A 15,261-nucleotide genomic window follows, 5' to 3' on the forward strand; every position below is an offset into this window, starting at 1 on the left:
AATCGCCCTGGTTTCTTGTCACAATACGCCTTTACGCGCGACGGTCAGGATTCTCCGTGAGCGTCAGGTAACCAGTCACATACAGCGGAGTGTAGTTACACCATGATGGACAGCTTACGCACGGCTGCTAACAGTCTCGTGCTCAAGATTATTTTCGGTATCATTATCGTGTCGTTCATATTGACCGGCGTGAGTAGTTACCTCATCGGCGGTAGCGCCAACTATGCCGCAAAAGTGAATGGCCAGGAGATCGGTCGCGGGCAGTTCGAGAACGCCTTTGCGGGTGAGCGCAACCGCATGCAGCAGCAGCTTGGCGAACAGTTCTCCGAACTGGCGGCCAACGAAAGCTATATGAAAACGCTGCGTCAGCAGACGCTGAACCGTCTTATTGACGAAGCGCTGCTGGATCAGTATGCCAAAAGCCTTGGGCTGGGCATCAGCGACGATCAGGTTAAAAAAGCGATCTTCTCCACGCAGGCCTTCCAGTCTAACGGCAAGTTCGACAACGCGCGCTATAACAGCATTGTGAATCAGATGGGCATGACGGCCGATCAGTACGCGCAGGCGCTGCGTAACCAGCTGACGACACAGCAGCTGATTAACGCTGTTGTCGGCACGGATTTCATGCTGAAAGGCGAAACCGACGAACTGGCTGCGCTGGTCGCACAGCAGCGCGTTGTCCGTGAAGCGACCATTGATGTGAATGCCCTGGCGGCAAAACAGCAGGTCAGCGACGCGGAAGTGAGCGCGTACTATGAGCAGAACAAAAACAGCTTTGTTGCGCCAGAACAGTTCCGCATTAGCTACATCAAACTTGATGCTGCTGCGCTGCAGGAAACAGCATCTGACGCAGAAATTCAGTCCTTCTACGATCAGCATCAGGACCAGTTCACGCAGCCACAGCGTAACCGCTACAGCGTAATTCAGACCAAAACGGAAGCGGATGCGAAAGCGGTACTGGACGAGCTGAATAAAGGCGCTGATTTCGCTGCCGTAGCGAAGGAAAAATCGACCGATATCATCTCTGCGAAAAACGGCGGCGATATGGGCTGGCTGGAAGATGCGACTACGCCGGAAGAGCTGAAAAACGCGGGCCTGAAAGAGAAAGGCCAGCTGTCAGGCGTAATCAAATCCTCCGTGGGCTTCCTAGTTGCGCGTCTGGACGACGTTCAGGTCGCGAAAACCAAGCCGTTAGCTGACGTTCGTGATGATATCGCGGCGAAAGTGAAGCAGGAGAAAGCGCTGGACGCGTTCTATGCACTGCAGCAGAAAGTGAGCGATGCGGCGAGCAACGACAACGAATCTCTGGCGGGTGCTGAGCAGGCCGCTGGCGTTAAAGCGGTTGAAACGGGCTGGTTTGGCCACGACAACCTGCCGGAAGAGCTGAACTTCAAGCCGGTTTCTGACGCTATCTTCAACGGCGGTCTGGTTGGCGAAAACGGTACGTCGGGCAGCAACTCCGACATCATCACTGTAGACGGCGATCGCGCGTTTGTTATTCGCGTGAGCGAGCACAAAGCGGAAACGGTGAAACCGCTGGCTGACGTGAAAGAGCAGGTTATTGCTCAGGTGAAACACACCAAAGCCGAGCAGCAGGCGAAGCTGGATGCTGAAAAAGTATTGGCAGAGCTGAAAGCGGGCAAAGGCGATGCGGCGCTGAAGGCGGCCGGTCTGAGCTTTGGTGAGGCGAAAACCCTGAGCCGTACCGGTCAGGACCCTATCAGCCAGGCGGCGTTCAGCCTGAGCCTTCCTGCGAAGGACAAGCCGAGCTTCGGTTCCGCGACCGATATGCAGGGCAACGTGGTTCTGCTGGCGCTGGACGAAGTGAAAGCGGGTACTCTGCCAGAAGCGCAGAAGAAAGCCATGGTGCAGGGAATTACCCAGAACAATGCCCAGATCGCTTTCGAAGCGATGATGAGCAACCTGCGTAAAGAAGCCAAAATCAAGCTGGGCGACGTAGTGACTCAGCAGCAATAATTACGCGTCTGCTCGCAGAATTTCGTAACGCTCTGCAAAATCTAAAGGCCGCTTTCGCGGCCTTTTCCACATTTGTTATCTGCTGTTTGTGCCTGTTTTCGCGTGCGGTTATCGTGCCGTGGCTGTCAACAAACAAGGAGATAACAGCATGAAACGTGGAATCAAAGCACTGTTAATTACGCTGGCGATGACGACTGCCGGTATGAGCTATGGCGCACAGGCGGCGACGCCTGTGGCAAAAACACAGGCCGCGCAGGCTCAGTCTGATGCAGGCGCACAAACCCCCGCGCAGACAAAAGCCGTGGCGGCAAGCAAGGCCGCTGACGACGATGGCTCGCGTATCAGCATCAATTCCGCCTCGGCGGAGGATCTGGCTCGCGTAATGAACGGGGTGGGGCTTAAAAAGGCGCAGGCGATTGTGAGCTACCGCGAAGAGTATGGCCCTTTCAAAACGCTCGACGATCTCAAGCAGGTTCCGGGAATGGGCAGCGCGCTGGTTGAGCGCAACCTCTCACACCTGGCGCTGTAATCGCGCAATTTCTTGCACTGCGGCAAAATTTTGCCAGGATAAAGAGGTCATACCAGTTATGACCTCTGATCCTATAACAACAGTAAAGGCTATTGCGCTATGCAGACAAAAATCAAAGTACGCGGTTTCCATCTTGATGTTTATCAGCACGTGAATAACGCTCGCTATCTTGAGTTCCTGGAAGAGGCGCGGTGGGACGGACTGGAAAACAGCGACAGCTTTCAGTGGCTCACCGCGCACAACATCGCCTTCGTGGTCGTCAACATCAATATTAACTACCGCCGCCCGGCCGTGCTGGGCGATGTGCTCACCGTAACCAGCCAGGTGCAGCAGCTGAACGGTAAGAGCGGGGTGTTAAGCCAGGTGGTGACGCTGGATCCTGAAGGCCAGGTGGTGGCCGACGCGCTGATTACGTTTGTCTGTATCGATCTCAAAACGCAGAAAGCGCTGCCGCTGGAAGGTGAGCTGCGCGAAAAGCTGGAGCTGATGATCGTTTAGGTAATTTTGAGGAGTAACCGTGCTGTCGATATGTACCCTTCGACAGCACGGTGGCGTCACTTATTTCAGACCGGTCTTTTGCTTCATCGCGGTCATCACGCCGACCTTATCGGCCAGATAATGATTCAGGCCGTTAGCGCGCAGGTTACAGGCGGCGCACTGGCCGCAGCCGTCGCCTTTGATGCCGTTGTAGCAGGTGAGGGTCTCTTCACGCACTAAATCCAGCTTGCCCCAGTAGTCAGCCAGCGCCCAGGTTTCCGCTTTATCCAGCCACATCAGCGGCGTTTCAAAGCGCGTCTCTTTTGCCATGCCCAGATTAACGGCGTGGTTCAGGGCCTTCACAAACTCGTCGCGGCAGTCCGGGTAGCCGGAGAAATCCGTCTCGCACACGCCGGTGATCACCGCTTCGGCCTTCACCTGGTAGGCGTATATCGCCGTCAGGGTCAGGAAGAGAATGTTGCGACCGGGGACGAAGGTATTCGGAATGCCGCTGGCGTCCGGTTCGTAGTCCGGTACGGGGATGCTGTCGCGGGTGAGGCTGCTCACGGCCAGTTCGTTCAGCAACGTTACGTCCAGCACCTTGTGCGCACGCGCGCCCAGTTTTAACGCCAGTTCCCGCGCTACGTCGATTTCCGCGCGATGACGCTGGCCATAATCGAAAGTGACGCAGTGAACTTCATCATATTGCTGAAGCGCCTGAACCAGGCAGGTAGTGGAATCTTGTCCTCCGCTGAACACGACGACGGCACGTTTCATAAATCATCTCAACAGTTACGGTAAAGACATCATGGTAACGCCTGGCTACTGCGGCGACCAGCTTCTTCACGCTTTAGGCGCGGGAAGCCACGCCTCGGTGAAATCAAACCAGCCCCGGGCGTTGAGACGGATCCCGTTGACCCCCGGCGGCGCGCTGACCTGGTACTGATAGTTAAACAGCGGCGTCAGCACGGCGCTCTCCATCAGCTGAGAGAAAATGGCCTGCAAACCGGCGTGCCGGGCCCGCTCGTCGGCCTGGATCTGAACGGCGTCAAGCGTTGCCTGCAGATGGGCGTATTGCGGCGCGCTCAGAAGCTGCGGCCAAAGCGCGTCGCAGCGCAGCCACTGCTCGAGGGTATATTCCGGCGCTTCCCCGATGAGGCGGTCGCCCATCATGATATCGGCCTGCGCAAGCGCCTGGCATCCGTCCCAGGTTTTGGCATCGTGAAATATCACCTTCAGCGCGCAGCCCTGCCGGGCAAGGTACTGTTTTAGCTGATTCGCCATGGTGTGCAACTCCACGGGAAGGTGGTAGACCAGCGTCAGGGTGTCGGGCAGGGAAACGTCCGTTAAATCCGTCCAGCGGGGGATCTGCCACCCCGGCAGCAGCTCCTCGGTGGGCGTTATCAGCCCTTCATCCAGCGGAAGCGTGTGCAGAAGCGTGGAGAGATGAATGATATTGATCAGCCGCCGCGCCTGCATTTCGCTAAGATGCGGCCCCTGCTTAAGCGTGAGATAGCAAAAGCCCAGGCTGGTGCTGTTGCTGACCTTTCTGAGGCTGGCCAGCTCGTCAGGCTCACCAATGGCAATCTGGACGGGATGGCGGCAGCTTGTCCCCAGCCCCTGCTCAAAAAGCTGCGGCGTGATCCAGTACTCGATGGCTTTCAGCAGAGGGTGACTAAGATGATAGTGCTCATGGCTTTCCAGGCGCACCAGCTCGGGATCGTAGGCGACGATCCTGAAGGGCCCGCTCCCCGTCATCGGCTGTTCAGGGTGCGCCAGGCGGCTACAGTAGCTCGCCAGCCGGTGCGCCAGCCAGTAGTCCGGCTGGTGAAGCTGAACCGTCAGACACTGCGGATGGGTCACCTCAATGCTCGTCACGCTTTGAAAAAGCCTGTTCAGGGCCGGAAGCGCCAGCAGCGCGGTCAGGCTTTGCTGCAGCTGACGCGTGCTGATTTTGTCGCCGTTATGCCAGTGCAGCGTCGAGCGAATATAAAAGTGCCAGCGCAGGCCGTCGGGAGAGACCTCCCAGTGGTGGGCGAGATCCCCCACCGGCTCGCTGCCGTCGCCGTGAAAGCGCGTAAGCCCCGAGAAAACGTGCCCGGCCAGATGCTGCTCCGCGCGCCCGGGTAGAAAGCCGGGATGAAGCGGGTCCAGCGAACGGTAGTACGGAATACGCAGCGTCGGCGTATCGTTTTGCCACTGCCCGCCCAGAAACGGGTGCAGCAGCACGCGTAAATCGTCGGGCGCAAGCTGGGCCAGCTCCAGGGCGTTATGCTGCTGCCCGCTCCTTAAGGCTTCTTCCATCATCGTATTGCGCAGGAAATCCGGCGTAACGTGAAACGTCAGATCCCCGCGCTTGCCGCGCCCGGACCGCGCGCGCCAGCTGAGCCATCCCGCCTCCTGGGCCTGACGCAGCAGCGTGCGCACGTGCCGCTCGCTGCAAAAGCAGCGGTCGGCAAGTTCAGCGACGGTGACCTGCTGCGGCGCACCGGCGGAAGGTTGCCAAAGGCGCTGGTACTGATTAAGACGGTTAAGCTGGCGCATAATAAACCCGGAACAATAATCTTCATCTATTCACTATTACTTCCGTATATCTCACGCAATACTGATGCACAAGTTAACCGCATCACACTTCAGGAGTATTTATGGCCCGGCTCGCTGCATTTGATATGGACGGCACGCTGTTAATGCCCGATCACCGCCTGGGCGACAAAACCCTGGCCACCCTGAAACGACTGCGCGAGCGCGACGTAACCCTGACGTTTGCTACGGGGCGCCACGAGCTGGAGATGCGTCATTTGCTGGGCGCGTTTTCTCTGGACGCGTTTCTGATCACCGGCAACGGCACGCGCATTCACTCCGTGGAAGGGGACGTGCTGCACCGCGCAGATCTCAATCCGGAAGTGGCAGATATCGTTCTCCACAGCGCCTGGGATACCCAGGCCAGCGTTCACGTTTTCAACGACGGAGGCTGGTTTACCGGCCAGGAAATCCCCGAGCTTTTGCACGCCCACGTCTACAGCGGCTTTAAATATCAGCTTATCGACCTGCGCCGGATCCCTGCCCATGCGGTGACCAAGATCTGTTTCTGCGGCGATCATGACGATCTGCGCCGTTTACGCATCCAGCTAAACGAAGCGCTGGGCAACCGTGCGCATTTGACGTTCTCGGCGGTGGATTGTCTGGAAGTGCTGCCGGTAGGGTGCAACAAAGGATCGGCCCTCGCGGTACTGAGCGACCATCTCGGCTTAACGATGCAGGACTGTATGGCGTTTGGCGACGCGATGAACGACCGCGAGATGCTGGGCAGCGTCGGCCGTGGTCTGATCATGGGTAATGCGATGCCGCAGCTCATTGCGGAGCTGCCTCATCTTCCGGTTATCGGACACTGCCGCAACGAAGCGGTGTCCCATTTTTTGACACATTGGCTGGACAAAAACAACCTCCCGTATTCCCCCGAATAGTGAGACCCTTCCAGCAAGCCAGGCTTCGGCCTGGCTTTTTTTTTATTTCACCAGCGCGGCAATCTGCGCTTTCCACGGGGCAATGTCGCCAATATTGGCCTGCACCCATTCATCGTTGTAATAGGTTTCAAGATAGCGCTCGCCGCTGTCGCACAGCAGGGTGACGATCGAGCCCGTGCGGCCCTCTTCGCGCATCCGGGCGGCAAGCTGCAGCGCGCCCCACATGTTGGTGCCGGTGGAGGCTCCCACCTTGCGGCCCAGCTGCGTTTCCAGCCAGTGCGCCGTTGCAACGCTGGCGGCGTCCGGCACGCGGAGCATTTCGTCCACCACGTCAGGAATAAAAGACGGCTCCACGCGCGGGCGACCAATTCCTTCAATTTTACTCCCCACAGGGCTGCGCAGCGCCGCATCGCGGGTTTGCCAGTAGTCGAGGAAAACGGAGTTCTGCGGGTCGACCACCATCAGCTGGGTATCGTAGCCCTGGCAGCGAATGTAGCGGCCGATGGTGGCCGACGTCCCGCCCGTACCCGCGCTCATCACCACGTAAGACGGAACGGGATGCGGCTCGTGGGTCATCTGGCGGAAAATGCTGTCCGCAATGTTGTTGTTGCCGCGCCAGTCGGTTGCGCGCTCGGCAAAGGTAAACTGGTCCATATAGTGGCCGTTAAGCTCGCGGGCCAGCATTTCGGAAGCGGCGTAGATTTCGCAGGCGCTTTCCACGAAGTGGCAGCGTCCGCCGTAAAATTCGATCTGCTCGATTTTGCGTTTCGCGGTGCAGGAGGGCATCACGGCGATGAACGGCAGGCCCAGCAGGCGGGCAAAATAGGCCTCGGAGACGGCGGTAGAGCCGGATGACGATTCAATAATCGTCGTGCCTTCGTTAATCCAGCCGTTGCACAACCCGTACAGGAACAGGGACCGCGCGAGGCGATGCTTCAGGCTGCCGGTAGGGTGGGTGCTCTCATCCTTCAGATAGAGCTGAATGCCGGGAAATCCGGGCAGGGCAAGGCGAATGAGATGGGTATCTGCTGAACGCTGATAGTCGGCATTTATCTCGCTGATGGCATGTTTAACCCAGGTGGTATTCATCGTAATTATCCGTTTGTCATTTTGTGCCCAGCATAGCGAATAGCACAGAAAAAATTGTTGCTATCTGGCCTTTAAAATAGAATTAGGGGAGAAAAATTTTCTCTGCGAGGTGGGAATGTTAGATAAAATTGACCGCAAGCTGCTTTCACTGCTGCAAAACGACTGTACCCTCTCTTTGCAGGCGCTGGCCGATGCCGTTAATCTGACCACCACGCCGTGCTGGAAGCGCCTGAAAAAGCTGGAAGACGACGGCATCCTGCTGGGCCGCGTCGCGCTGTTAGATCCCGAAAAGCTGGGGCTTGGCCTGACGGCCTTCGTTCTGATCAAAACGCAGCACCACAGCAGCGACTGGTACTGCCGCTTCGTTACCCAGGTTTCAGAGATGCCGGAGGTGCTCGGCTTTTGGCGCATGGCGGGAGAGTACGACTATCTGATGCGCGTTCAGGTGGCGGATATGAAGCGTTACGATGATTTCTACAAGCGGCTGGTCAACAGCGTGCCGGGCTTATCCGACGTCACCTCGAGTTTCGCCATGGAACAGATTAAATACACCACTGCGTTACCCATTGAATAACTTAGTCAAATACCTTCAGGAAAAGACCGCGTGCGATTATTTGCCCAACTAAGCTGGTACTTTCGTCGGGAATGGCAACGCTATCTCGGCGCAGTATTCCTGCTTATCATCATTGCCATTCTGCAGCTGATCCCGCCTAAGGTGGTGGGGTACGTCGTGGATGGCGTCACGGAACAGCATTACACCGCCGCGCGGGTGTGGATGTGGATTGGAACGCTGGTGCTCACCGCGGTCATCGTCTACCTGCTGCGCTACGTCTGGCGCGTTCTGCTGTTTGGCGCATCCTACCAGCTGGCCGTTGAGCTAAGAGAAGATTTCTACCGCCAGCTGAGCCGCCAGCACCCGGAATTTTACCTGCGCCACCGCACCGGGGATCTCATCGCCCGCGCGACCAACGACGTGGACCGCGTGGTGTTTGCCGCAGGGGAAGGGGTATTAACGCTGGTGGACTCGCTGGTGATGGGCTGTGCGGTGCTGATCGTCATGTCCACCCAGATCAGCTGGCAGCTGACGCTGCTGGCGCTGCTGCCGATGCCGATCATGGCCCTGGCGATTAACCGCTTTGGCGAACAGCTGCACGAGCGCTTCAAGCTGGCGCAGGCGGCGTTCTCGTCGCTCAACGATCGCACCCAGGAGAGCATGACCAGCATCCGCATGATCAAGGCGTTTGGGCTGGAGGACCGTCAGTCCTCGCTGTTTGCCGCAGACGCGGCGGATACCGGCGCGAAAAATATGCGCGTGGCGCGCATCGACGCCCGTTTCGATCCGACTATCTATATCGCCATCGGTATGGCTAACCTGCTGGCGATTGGCGGCGGGAGCTGGATGGTGGTGCGGGGCACGATGACGCTCGGCCAGCTGACCAGCTTTGCGATGTACCTTGGATTAATGATTTGGCCGATGCTGGCGCTCGCCTGGATGTTCAACATCGTCGAGCGCGGCAGCGCCGCCTACAGCCGCATCCGCGCGATGCTGGCCGAAGCGCCGGTGGTTAACGACGGCAGCAGGCCTCTGCCTGAAGGCCGCGGGGTGATACAGGCGTCTGTTCGCGAGTTTACCTACCCGCAGGCGGAGCATCCGGTGCTCGAAAACGTCAGCTTTACGCTGCAGCCCGGCCAGATGCTGGGGATTTGCGGCCCAACGGGCGCCGGAAAAAGCACCGTTCTGTCGCTGCTCCAGCGCCACTTCGACGTCACGCAGGGCGATATCCGCTTCCACGACATTCCGCTCGACGAGCTGCTGCTGGACGACTGGCGCAGCCGCCTGGCGGTCGTCAGCCAGACGCCGTTTTTATTCTCCGACACCATCGCCAACAACATTGCGCTGGGCTGCCCGACGGCAACGCAGGCGGAGATTGAGCACGTGGCGCGCTTAGCCAGCGTGCACGAGGATATTTTGCGGCTGCCGCAGGGCTATGAAACGGAAGTGGGCGAGCGCGGCGTGATGCTCTCCGGCGGGCAAAAGCAGCGCATCTCCATAGCGAGGGCGCTGCTGCTGAACGCTGAAATCCTGATCCTGGACGACGCGCTTTCTGCCGTCGACGGGCGCACCGAGCACCAGATCCTGCACAACCTGCGCCAGTGGGGCGAGGGGCGCACGGTGATCATCAGCGCGCATCGTCTTTCTGCGCTGACGGAAGCAAATGAAATTTTAGTGCTTCAGCACGGGCATATTGCCCAGCGCGGCCAGCACGAGCAGCTTGCCGACCAGCCGGGCTGGTATCGCGACATGTACCGCTACCAGCAGCTCGAAGCAGCGCTGGATGATGCCCCCGAGCAGGGTCAGGAGGCGAAAGATGCGTAATTTTGGACAGCTATGGCCAACGCTCAAGCGCCTGCTGGCGTACGGTTCTCCCTGGCGCAAGCCGCTGTCGATTGCCGTGCTCCTGCTATGGATCGCGGCGATTGCCGAAGTGAGCGGCCCGCTGCTCATCAGCTACTTTATCGACAACATGGTGGCGAAAAGCTATATGCCGCTGGGGCTGGTGGCCGGGCTTGGCGTCGCCTACGTGGGGCTGCAAATCACCGCGGCCTCGCTGCACTACGCCCAGTCGCTGCTCTTTAACCGGGCGGCCGTTGGCGTGGTGCAGCAGCTGCGAACGGACGTGATGGATGCAGCGCTGCGCCAGCCGCTCAGCGAGTTCGACACCCAGCCGGTCGGGCAGGTGATTTCGCGCGTCACCAACGATACCGAAGTCATTCGCGATCTCTACGTCACCGTGGTCGCCACCGTGCTGCGCAGCGCGGCGCTGATTGGCGCGATGCTGGTGGCGATGTTTAGCCTCGACTGGCGCATGGCGCTGGTGGCCATCACCATCTTCCCGGCGGTGCTGATCGTGATGGTGATTTACCAGCGCTACAGCACGCCGATCGTTCGCCGCGTGCGCGCCTATCTGGCGGACATCAATGACGGCTTTAACGAAGTGATCAACGGCATGAGCGTGATCCAGCAGTTCCGCCAGCAGGCGCGGTTTGGCGAGCGTATGGGCGAGGCCAGCCGCTCGCACTATATGGCACGCATGCAAACCCTGCGCCTTGACGGCTTCCTGCTGCGTCCGCTCCTGAGCCTCTTCTCCGCGCTGGTGCTGTGCGGGCTGCTGATGCTGTTTGGCCTGACGACGCGCGGCACCATTGAGGTGGGGGTGCTGTACGCGTTTATCAGCTATCTTGGGCGGCTTAACGAGCCGCTGATCGAGCTGACGACCCAGCAGTCGATGCTGCAGCAGGCCGTTGTGGCCGGGGAACGCGTGTTTGAGCTGATGGACCGACCGCGGCAGACCTACGGCAGCGACGAGCGGCCTCTGCAAAGCGGCAGCATCACGTTTGATAACGTCTCGTTCGCCTATCGCGAAGACCGGCTGGTGCTCCAGGACATTAACCTTGACGTCCCGTCGCGCGGCTTCGTGGCGCTGGTCGGGCACACCGGCAGCGGCAAGAGCACCCTCGCCAGCCTGCTGATGGGTTACTACCCGTTAACGCACGGGGAGATCCGCCTGGACGGGCGTCCGCTCGCCTCGCTCAGCCACGGCGTGCTGCGCAAAGGCGTGGCGATGGTGCAGCAAGATCCGGTCGTGCTGGCGGATACGTTCTATGCCAACGTCACGCTGGGCCGTCCGTATAACCAGGAGCAGGTCTGGGACGTGCTGGAAAAAGTGCAGCTGGCGGAGCTGGCGCGCGGGTTCAGCGACGGCATCAATACGAAGCTGGGCGAGCAGGGGAATAACCTCTCCGTCGGTCAAAAGCAGCTTCTGGCGCTGGCGCGCGTGCTGATTGAGACGCCGCAGGTGCTGATCCTCGACGAAGCGACGGCCAGCATTGACTCCGGCACGGAGCAGGCTATCCAGCAGGCGCTGGCCGCCGTACGCGACCATACGACGCTGGTGGTGATTGCCCACCGCCTTTCCACGATCGTTGAGGCGGACACCATTCTGGTGCTGCATCGCGGCCAGGCCGTCGAGCGCGGGACGCACAAACAGCTGCTGGAGGCCAAAGGCCGCTACTGGCAGATGTATCAGCTCCAGCTGGCGGGCGAAGAGCTCGCCGCCAGCGCGCGCGAAGAAGAAACCCTTAGCGCCTGATGCACTAAAAGCAGGCAATGCGCTGACGCTCGTCGCTGTTGGTGCAAAACGGAAACGCGCCATGCACTGCCATGGTGCGTTTTTTTTCGCCCGTCCTGTCCTTCCCGCGCATTTACGCGCGTTCAACCGCGTATTCACCTCCATTCCTGTTTTGGCACACCGCTTGCAATAGCTTTCACGTGCGAGCTGCGGCCATTGGCAAATTCTGACTGGAGGGGATTTATGAAGCTGGTTACGGTGATTATTAAACCATTCAAACTTGAAGACGTGCGTGAAGCGCTCTCTTCCATGGGGATTCAGGGCCTGACGGTCACCGAAGTGAAAGGCTTCGGTCGTCAGAAAGGGCATGCCGAACTGTATCGCGGGGCGGAGTACAGCGTTAATTTCCTGCCGAAAGTGAAAATAGACGTCGCGATTGCTGACGATCAGCTCGACGAGGTTGTTGAAGCGGTGAGCAAAGCGGCCTACACCGGAAAAATTGGCGACGGCAAAATTTTCGTTGCTGAACTGCAGCGCGTCATTCGCATCCGTACCGGCGAATCTGACGAAGCGGCACTGTAATTAACGCCTGGCACACAGTGATAGGGATCGAGAAAATGAAGATAGCAAAAATGACAACAGGTCTGGCATCGTTAGCGCTGCTGCCGGGTGCGGCCATGGCTGCACCAGCGGTGGCGGATAAAGCCGACAACGCTTTTATGATGATCTGCACCGCGCTGGTGCTGTTCATGACTATCCCGGGCATTGCGCTGTTTTACGGCGGCCTGATCCGCGGTAAAAACGTGCTGTCGATGCTGACCCAGGTTGCCGTGACCTTCGCGCTGGTCTGCGTGCTGTGGGTGGTGTACGGCTATTCGCTGGCCTTCGGGGAAGGCAACGCCTTCTTCGGCAACTTCAACTGGGCGATGCTCAAAAACATCGAATTGACCGCGCTGATGGGCAGCTTCTACCAGTATATCCACGTCGCGTTTCAGGGCTCGTTTGCCTGTATCACCGTGGGGCTTATCGTCGGCGCGCTGGCGGAGCGCATCCGCTTCTCGGCGGTACTGATTTTCGTGGTGGTCTGGCTGACCCTCTCTTACGTGCCGATTGCGCACATGGTCTGGGGCGGCGGCCTGCTGGCGTCACACGGCGCGCTGGACTTTGCGGGCGGTACCGTTGTGCACATCAACGCCGCGGTAGCGGGCCTGGTGGGCGCCTACCTGATTGGCAAGCGCGTGGGCTTTGGCAAAGAAGCGTTTAAACCGCACAACCTGCCGATGGTGTTTACCGGTACCGCGATCCTCTACTTCGGCTGGTTTGGCTTTAACGCCGGTTCTGCCAGCGCGGCGAACGAAATCGCGGCTCTGGCTTTCGTCAACACCGTTGTTGCCACGGCGGGGGCCATTCTCTCCTGGGTGTTTGGCGAATGGGCCGTTCGCGGCAAGCCGTCGCTGCTGGGCGCGTGTTCCGGTGCGATTGCCGGCCTGGTCGGGATCACGCCAGCTTGTGGTTACGTGGGCGTGGGCGGTGCGCTGCTTATCGGCCTGGTCGCCGGTCTGGCGGGCCTGTGGGGCGTTACCGCGCTGAAACGCGTGCTGCGCGTTGACGACCCTTGCGACGTATTCGGCGTTCACGGCGTGTGCGGCATCATCGGCTGTATTATGACGGGCATCTTCGCCGCGAAATCGCTGGGTGGCGTGGGCTACGCGGAGGGTGTGACCATGGTTCATCAGGTGCTGGTGCAGCTGGAAAGCATCGCCATCACCGTCGTCTGGTCCGGCGTGGTGGCCTTTATCGGCTACAAGCTGGCGGACATGACCGTTGGCCTGCGCGTGCCGGAAGAGCAGGAGCGCGAGGGGCTGGACGTCAACAGCCACGGCGAGAATGCGTATAATGCCTGAGTAGAGTCCGCTGCCCGGTGGCGCTGCGCTTACCGGGCCTGCGTGTTGTGCTTTTGTAGGCCGGGTCAGGCGAAGCCGCCACCCGGCTTTTTAACGTCAACCGCGATTGCGCATCACCCCTTCCTGCACCGTTGACGCGACCAGAACGCCATCCTGCGTGTAGAACTCACCGCGCACAAACCCGCGCGCGCTCGAGGCCGACGTGCTCTCGACGCTGTACAACAGCCAGTCGTTCATATCAAACGGACGGTGGAACCACATCGAGTGATCGATGGTAGCGACCTGCATCCCTTTTTCCAGGAATCCGACGCCGTGCGGCTGAAGCGCCACCGGCAGGAAATTGAAATCAGACGCATAGCCCAGCAGATTCTGGTGAACGCGGAAATCCTCCGGCACCGTGCCGTTAGCGCGCATCCAGACCTGGCGCTTCGGCTCGGCGGTATGGCCCTTCATCGGATTGTGAAATTCCACCGGGCGGATCTCCAGCGGCTTGTCGCACAGGAATTTTTCCTTCGCCTGCGGTGGCAGCAGGTGGGCGAGCGCGCGGGCGATCTCCGTTTCGGATTTCAGATCGTCCGGCAACGGGGCGGGCGGCATCGTTTTTTGATGCTCATAGCCCGGCTCCGGCGCCTGGAAAGAGGCGGTCATGTAGAAGATCGGTTTGCCGTTCTGGATCGCCGCAACGCGGCGCGCGCTAAAGCTGTTGCCGTCGCGAAGCACCTCAACGTCGTACACGATCGGCTTTGCGCTGTCGCCAGGGCGCAGAAAATAGCTATGGAAGGAGTGCACCAGACGGTCTGCCGGAACGGTCTCCTTTGCGGCATACAGCGCCTGCCCAACGACCTGTCCGCCGAAGACCTGGCGCAGGCCTAAATCTTCGCTTTGCCCGCGGTAGAGCCCTTCCTCAATTTTTTCCAGATTAAGTAACGTCAGCAGATTGTTCAGTGCCTGACTCATAGTGGTCCTCAGTAAACGCCGTGGCAAAAGATAGGCTGATTATAACCCAGAAATGTAAGTGGTCCGACGGGTAGAATAATCTTAATATCCGGGCGAAATTAGGCATAAATCCGTGATTTGTGCCACACTTGTTTACGTTATGTGAATGAAACGACATCAGATGGGATCGATCCCGCTGGTGCATTGATGATAAGGAGACTTCAATGAAACTCGTGCCTATGGTAAGTGGTGTGGCAATTGCGGTGGCGCTGTCCGCCTGTGCCGGTAAGAGTGCCGATGTGCCGGTGCCAACAGCAGGTCAAAGCGGGATTAACGCCCCATCACAGCAGGCCATTCAGCAGCCAAATGTTTCCGGTACGGTGTGGATCAAACAGAAAGTGGCGCTGCCGCCGGACGCGGTCTTAACGGTAACGCTGTCTGATGCCTCTCTGGCTGATGCACCTTCGAAAGTGCTGGCGCAGCGCGCGGTGCGCACCGAAGGCAAGCAGCCACCGTTCAGCTTCGTTCTGCCGTATAACCCAGCGGACGTGAAGCCAAACGCGCGCATCCTGCTGAGCGCCGCGGTGACCATTAACGATAAGCTGGTGTTTATCACCGATACGGTCCAGGAAGCGGTTAACCACGGCGGTACGAAGATTGACCTGAACCTGGTTCCGGTGCAGCAGACGGAAGTACCGGTTGCGCCGCAGGGCAATCAGCCGTCCCTGCCTACGCCTCCGACCCAGCTGTAATCG

The 15,261-nt window shown here is 59.1% G+C and carries 14 protein-coding genes; 10 read left to right on the forward strand and 4 right to left on the reverse strand.

Annotated elements, in window-relative coordinates:
- Nucleotides 1-102 precede the first annotated feature (102 nt).
- From ppiD to AB8804_RS06500, 3 genes are all read left to right on the forward strand, one after another.
- Nucleotides 103-1,977, forward strand: a complete 1,875-nt coding sequence (ppiD, locus tag AB8804_RS06490; protein WP_371184360.1) for a peptidylprolyl isomerase — start codon at nt 103-105, stop codon at nt 1,975-1,977.
- A gap of 148 nt (nt 1,978-2,125) precedes the next feature.
- Nucleotides 2,126-2,506 carry a helix-hairpin-helix domain-containing protein gene (locus AB8804_RS06495; RefSeq protein WP_371184362.1) on the forward strand — a complete coding sequence of 127 codons (381 nt, stop codon included), beginning with the start codon at nt 2,126-2,128 and terminating at the stop codon, nt 2,504-2,506.
- Between the two features lie 99 nt (nt 2,507-2,605).
- Nucleotides 2,606-3,004, forward strand: a complete 399-nt coding sequence (locus AB8804_RS06500; RefSeq protein ID WP_006176913.1) for a YbgC/FadM family acyl-CoA thioesterase — start codon at nt 2,606-2,608, stop codon at nt 3,002-3,004.
- Between the two features lie 60 nt (nt 3,005-3,064).
- Here AB8804_RS06500 and queC read toward each other — a convergent pair whose 3' ends face one another.
- Complete coding sequence (queC, locus tag AB8804_RS06505; protein WP_371184364.1) at nt 3,065-3,760, reverse strand: 7-cyano-7-deazaguanine synthase QueC; 696 nt, start codon at nt 3,758-3,760, stop codon at nt 3,065-3,067.
- Between the two features lie 66 nt (nt 3,761-3,826).
- The gene (locus tag AB8804_RS06510; RefSeq protein WP_371184366.1) at nt 3,827-5,527 is read right to left on the reverse strand and encodes an SgrR family transcriptional regulator; all 1,701 of its coding nucleotides are present in this window, start codon (nt 5,525-5,527) and stop codon (nt 3,827-3,829) included.
- 101 nt (nt 5,528-5,628) lie between these two features.
- Between AB8804_RS06510 and cof the strand changes: the two genes are divergently transcribed.
- Nucleotides 5,629-6,447, forward strand: coding sequence for an HMP-PP phosphatase (gene cof, locus AB8804_RS06515; RefSeq protein ID WP_371184368.1), 819 nt, complete (start codon nt 5,629-5,631; stop codon nt 6,445-6,447).
- Nucleotides 6,448-6,489: 42 nt separating this feature from the next.
- Here cof and AB8804_RS06520 read toward each other — a convergent pair whose 3' ends face one another.
- Nucleotides 6,490-7,536 (reverse strand): PLP-dependent cysteine synthase family protein, encoded by a 1,047-nt coding sequence (locus tag AB8804_RS06520; protein WP_371184370.1) that lies wholly within the window; start codon nt 7,534-7,536, stop codon nt 6,490-6,492.
- A 115-nt stretch (nt 7,537-7,651) separates the two neighbouring features.
- Between AB8804_RS06520 and AB8804_RS06525 the strand changes: the two genes are divergently transcribed.
- From AB8804_RS06525 to amtB, 5 genes are all read left to right on the forward strand, one after another.
- The gene (locus tag AB8804_RS06525; protein ID WP_029739897.1) at nt 7,652-8,110 is read left to right on the forward strand and encodes an Lrp/AsnC family transcriptional regulator; all 459 of its coding nucleotides are present in this window, start codon (nt 7,652-7,654) and stop codon (nt 8,108-8,110) included.
- Nucleotides 8,111-8,140: 30 nt separating this feature from the next.
- Nucleotides 8,141-9,913, forward strand: a complete 1,773-nt coding sequence (locus AB8804_RS06530; protein ID WP_371184373.1) for a SmdA family multidrug ABC transporter permease/ATP-binding protein — start codon at nt 8,141-8,143, stop codon at nt 9,911-9,913.
- Nucleotides 9,906-11,687, forward strand: a complete 1,782-nt coding sequence (locus AB8804_RS06535) for a SmdB family multidrug efflux ABC transporter permease/ATP-binding protein (RefSeq protein ID WP_371184375.1) — start codon at nt 9,906-9,908, stop codon at nt 11,685-11,687. The genes AB8804_RS06530 and AB8804_RS06535 overlap by 8 nt, the downstream gene beginning before the upstream one ends.
- Nucleotides 11,688-11,909: 222 nt before the next feature.
- Complete coding sequence (gene glnK, locus AB8804_RS06540; protein ID WP_371184377.1) at nt 11,910-12,248, forward strand: P-II family nitrogen regulator; 339 nt, start codon at nt 11,910-11,912, stop codon at nt 12,246-12,248.
- Nucleotides 12,249-12,283: 35 nt separating this feature from the next.
- Entirely contained in the window at nt 12,284-13,570 is a 1,287-nt protein-coding gene (gene amtB / locus AB8804_RS06545; RefSeq protein ID WP_371184379.1) for an ammonium transporter AmtB, read from the forward strand.
- A gap of 96 nt (nt 13,571-13,666) precedes the next feature.
- Here the strand turns inward: amtB and tesB are convergent, their stop codons facing one another.
- The gene (gene tesB, locus AB8804_RS06550; protein ID WP_371184381.1) at nt 13,667-14,527 is read right to left on the reverse strand and encodes an acyl-CoA thioesterase II; all 861 of its coding nucleotides are present in this window, start codon (nt 14,525-14,527) and stop codon (nt 13,667-13,669) included.
- A 203-nt stretch (nt 14,528-14,730) separates the two neighbouring features.
- On the opposite strand from tesB, the gene AB8804_RS06555 reads away from it, so the two are divergent.
- Nucleotides 14,731-15,258: a YbaY family lipoprotein gene (locus AB8804_RS06555; RefSeq protein ID WP_371184383.1), complete on the forward strand. Its 528-nt coding sequence runs from the start codon at nt 14,731-14,733 to the stop codon at nt 15,256-15,258.
- The last annotated feature ends 3 nt before the right edge of the window (nt 15,259-15,261 follow it).

The sequence above is a fragment of the Enterobacter sp. KBR-315C3_2022 genome, assembly GCF_041399425.1.
Classification (GTDB): domain Bacteria; phylum Pseudomonadota; class Gammaproteobacteria; order Enterobacterales; family Enterobacteriaceae; genus Enterobacter.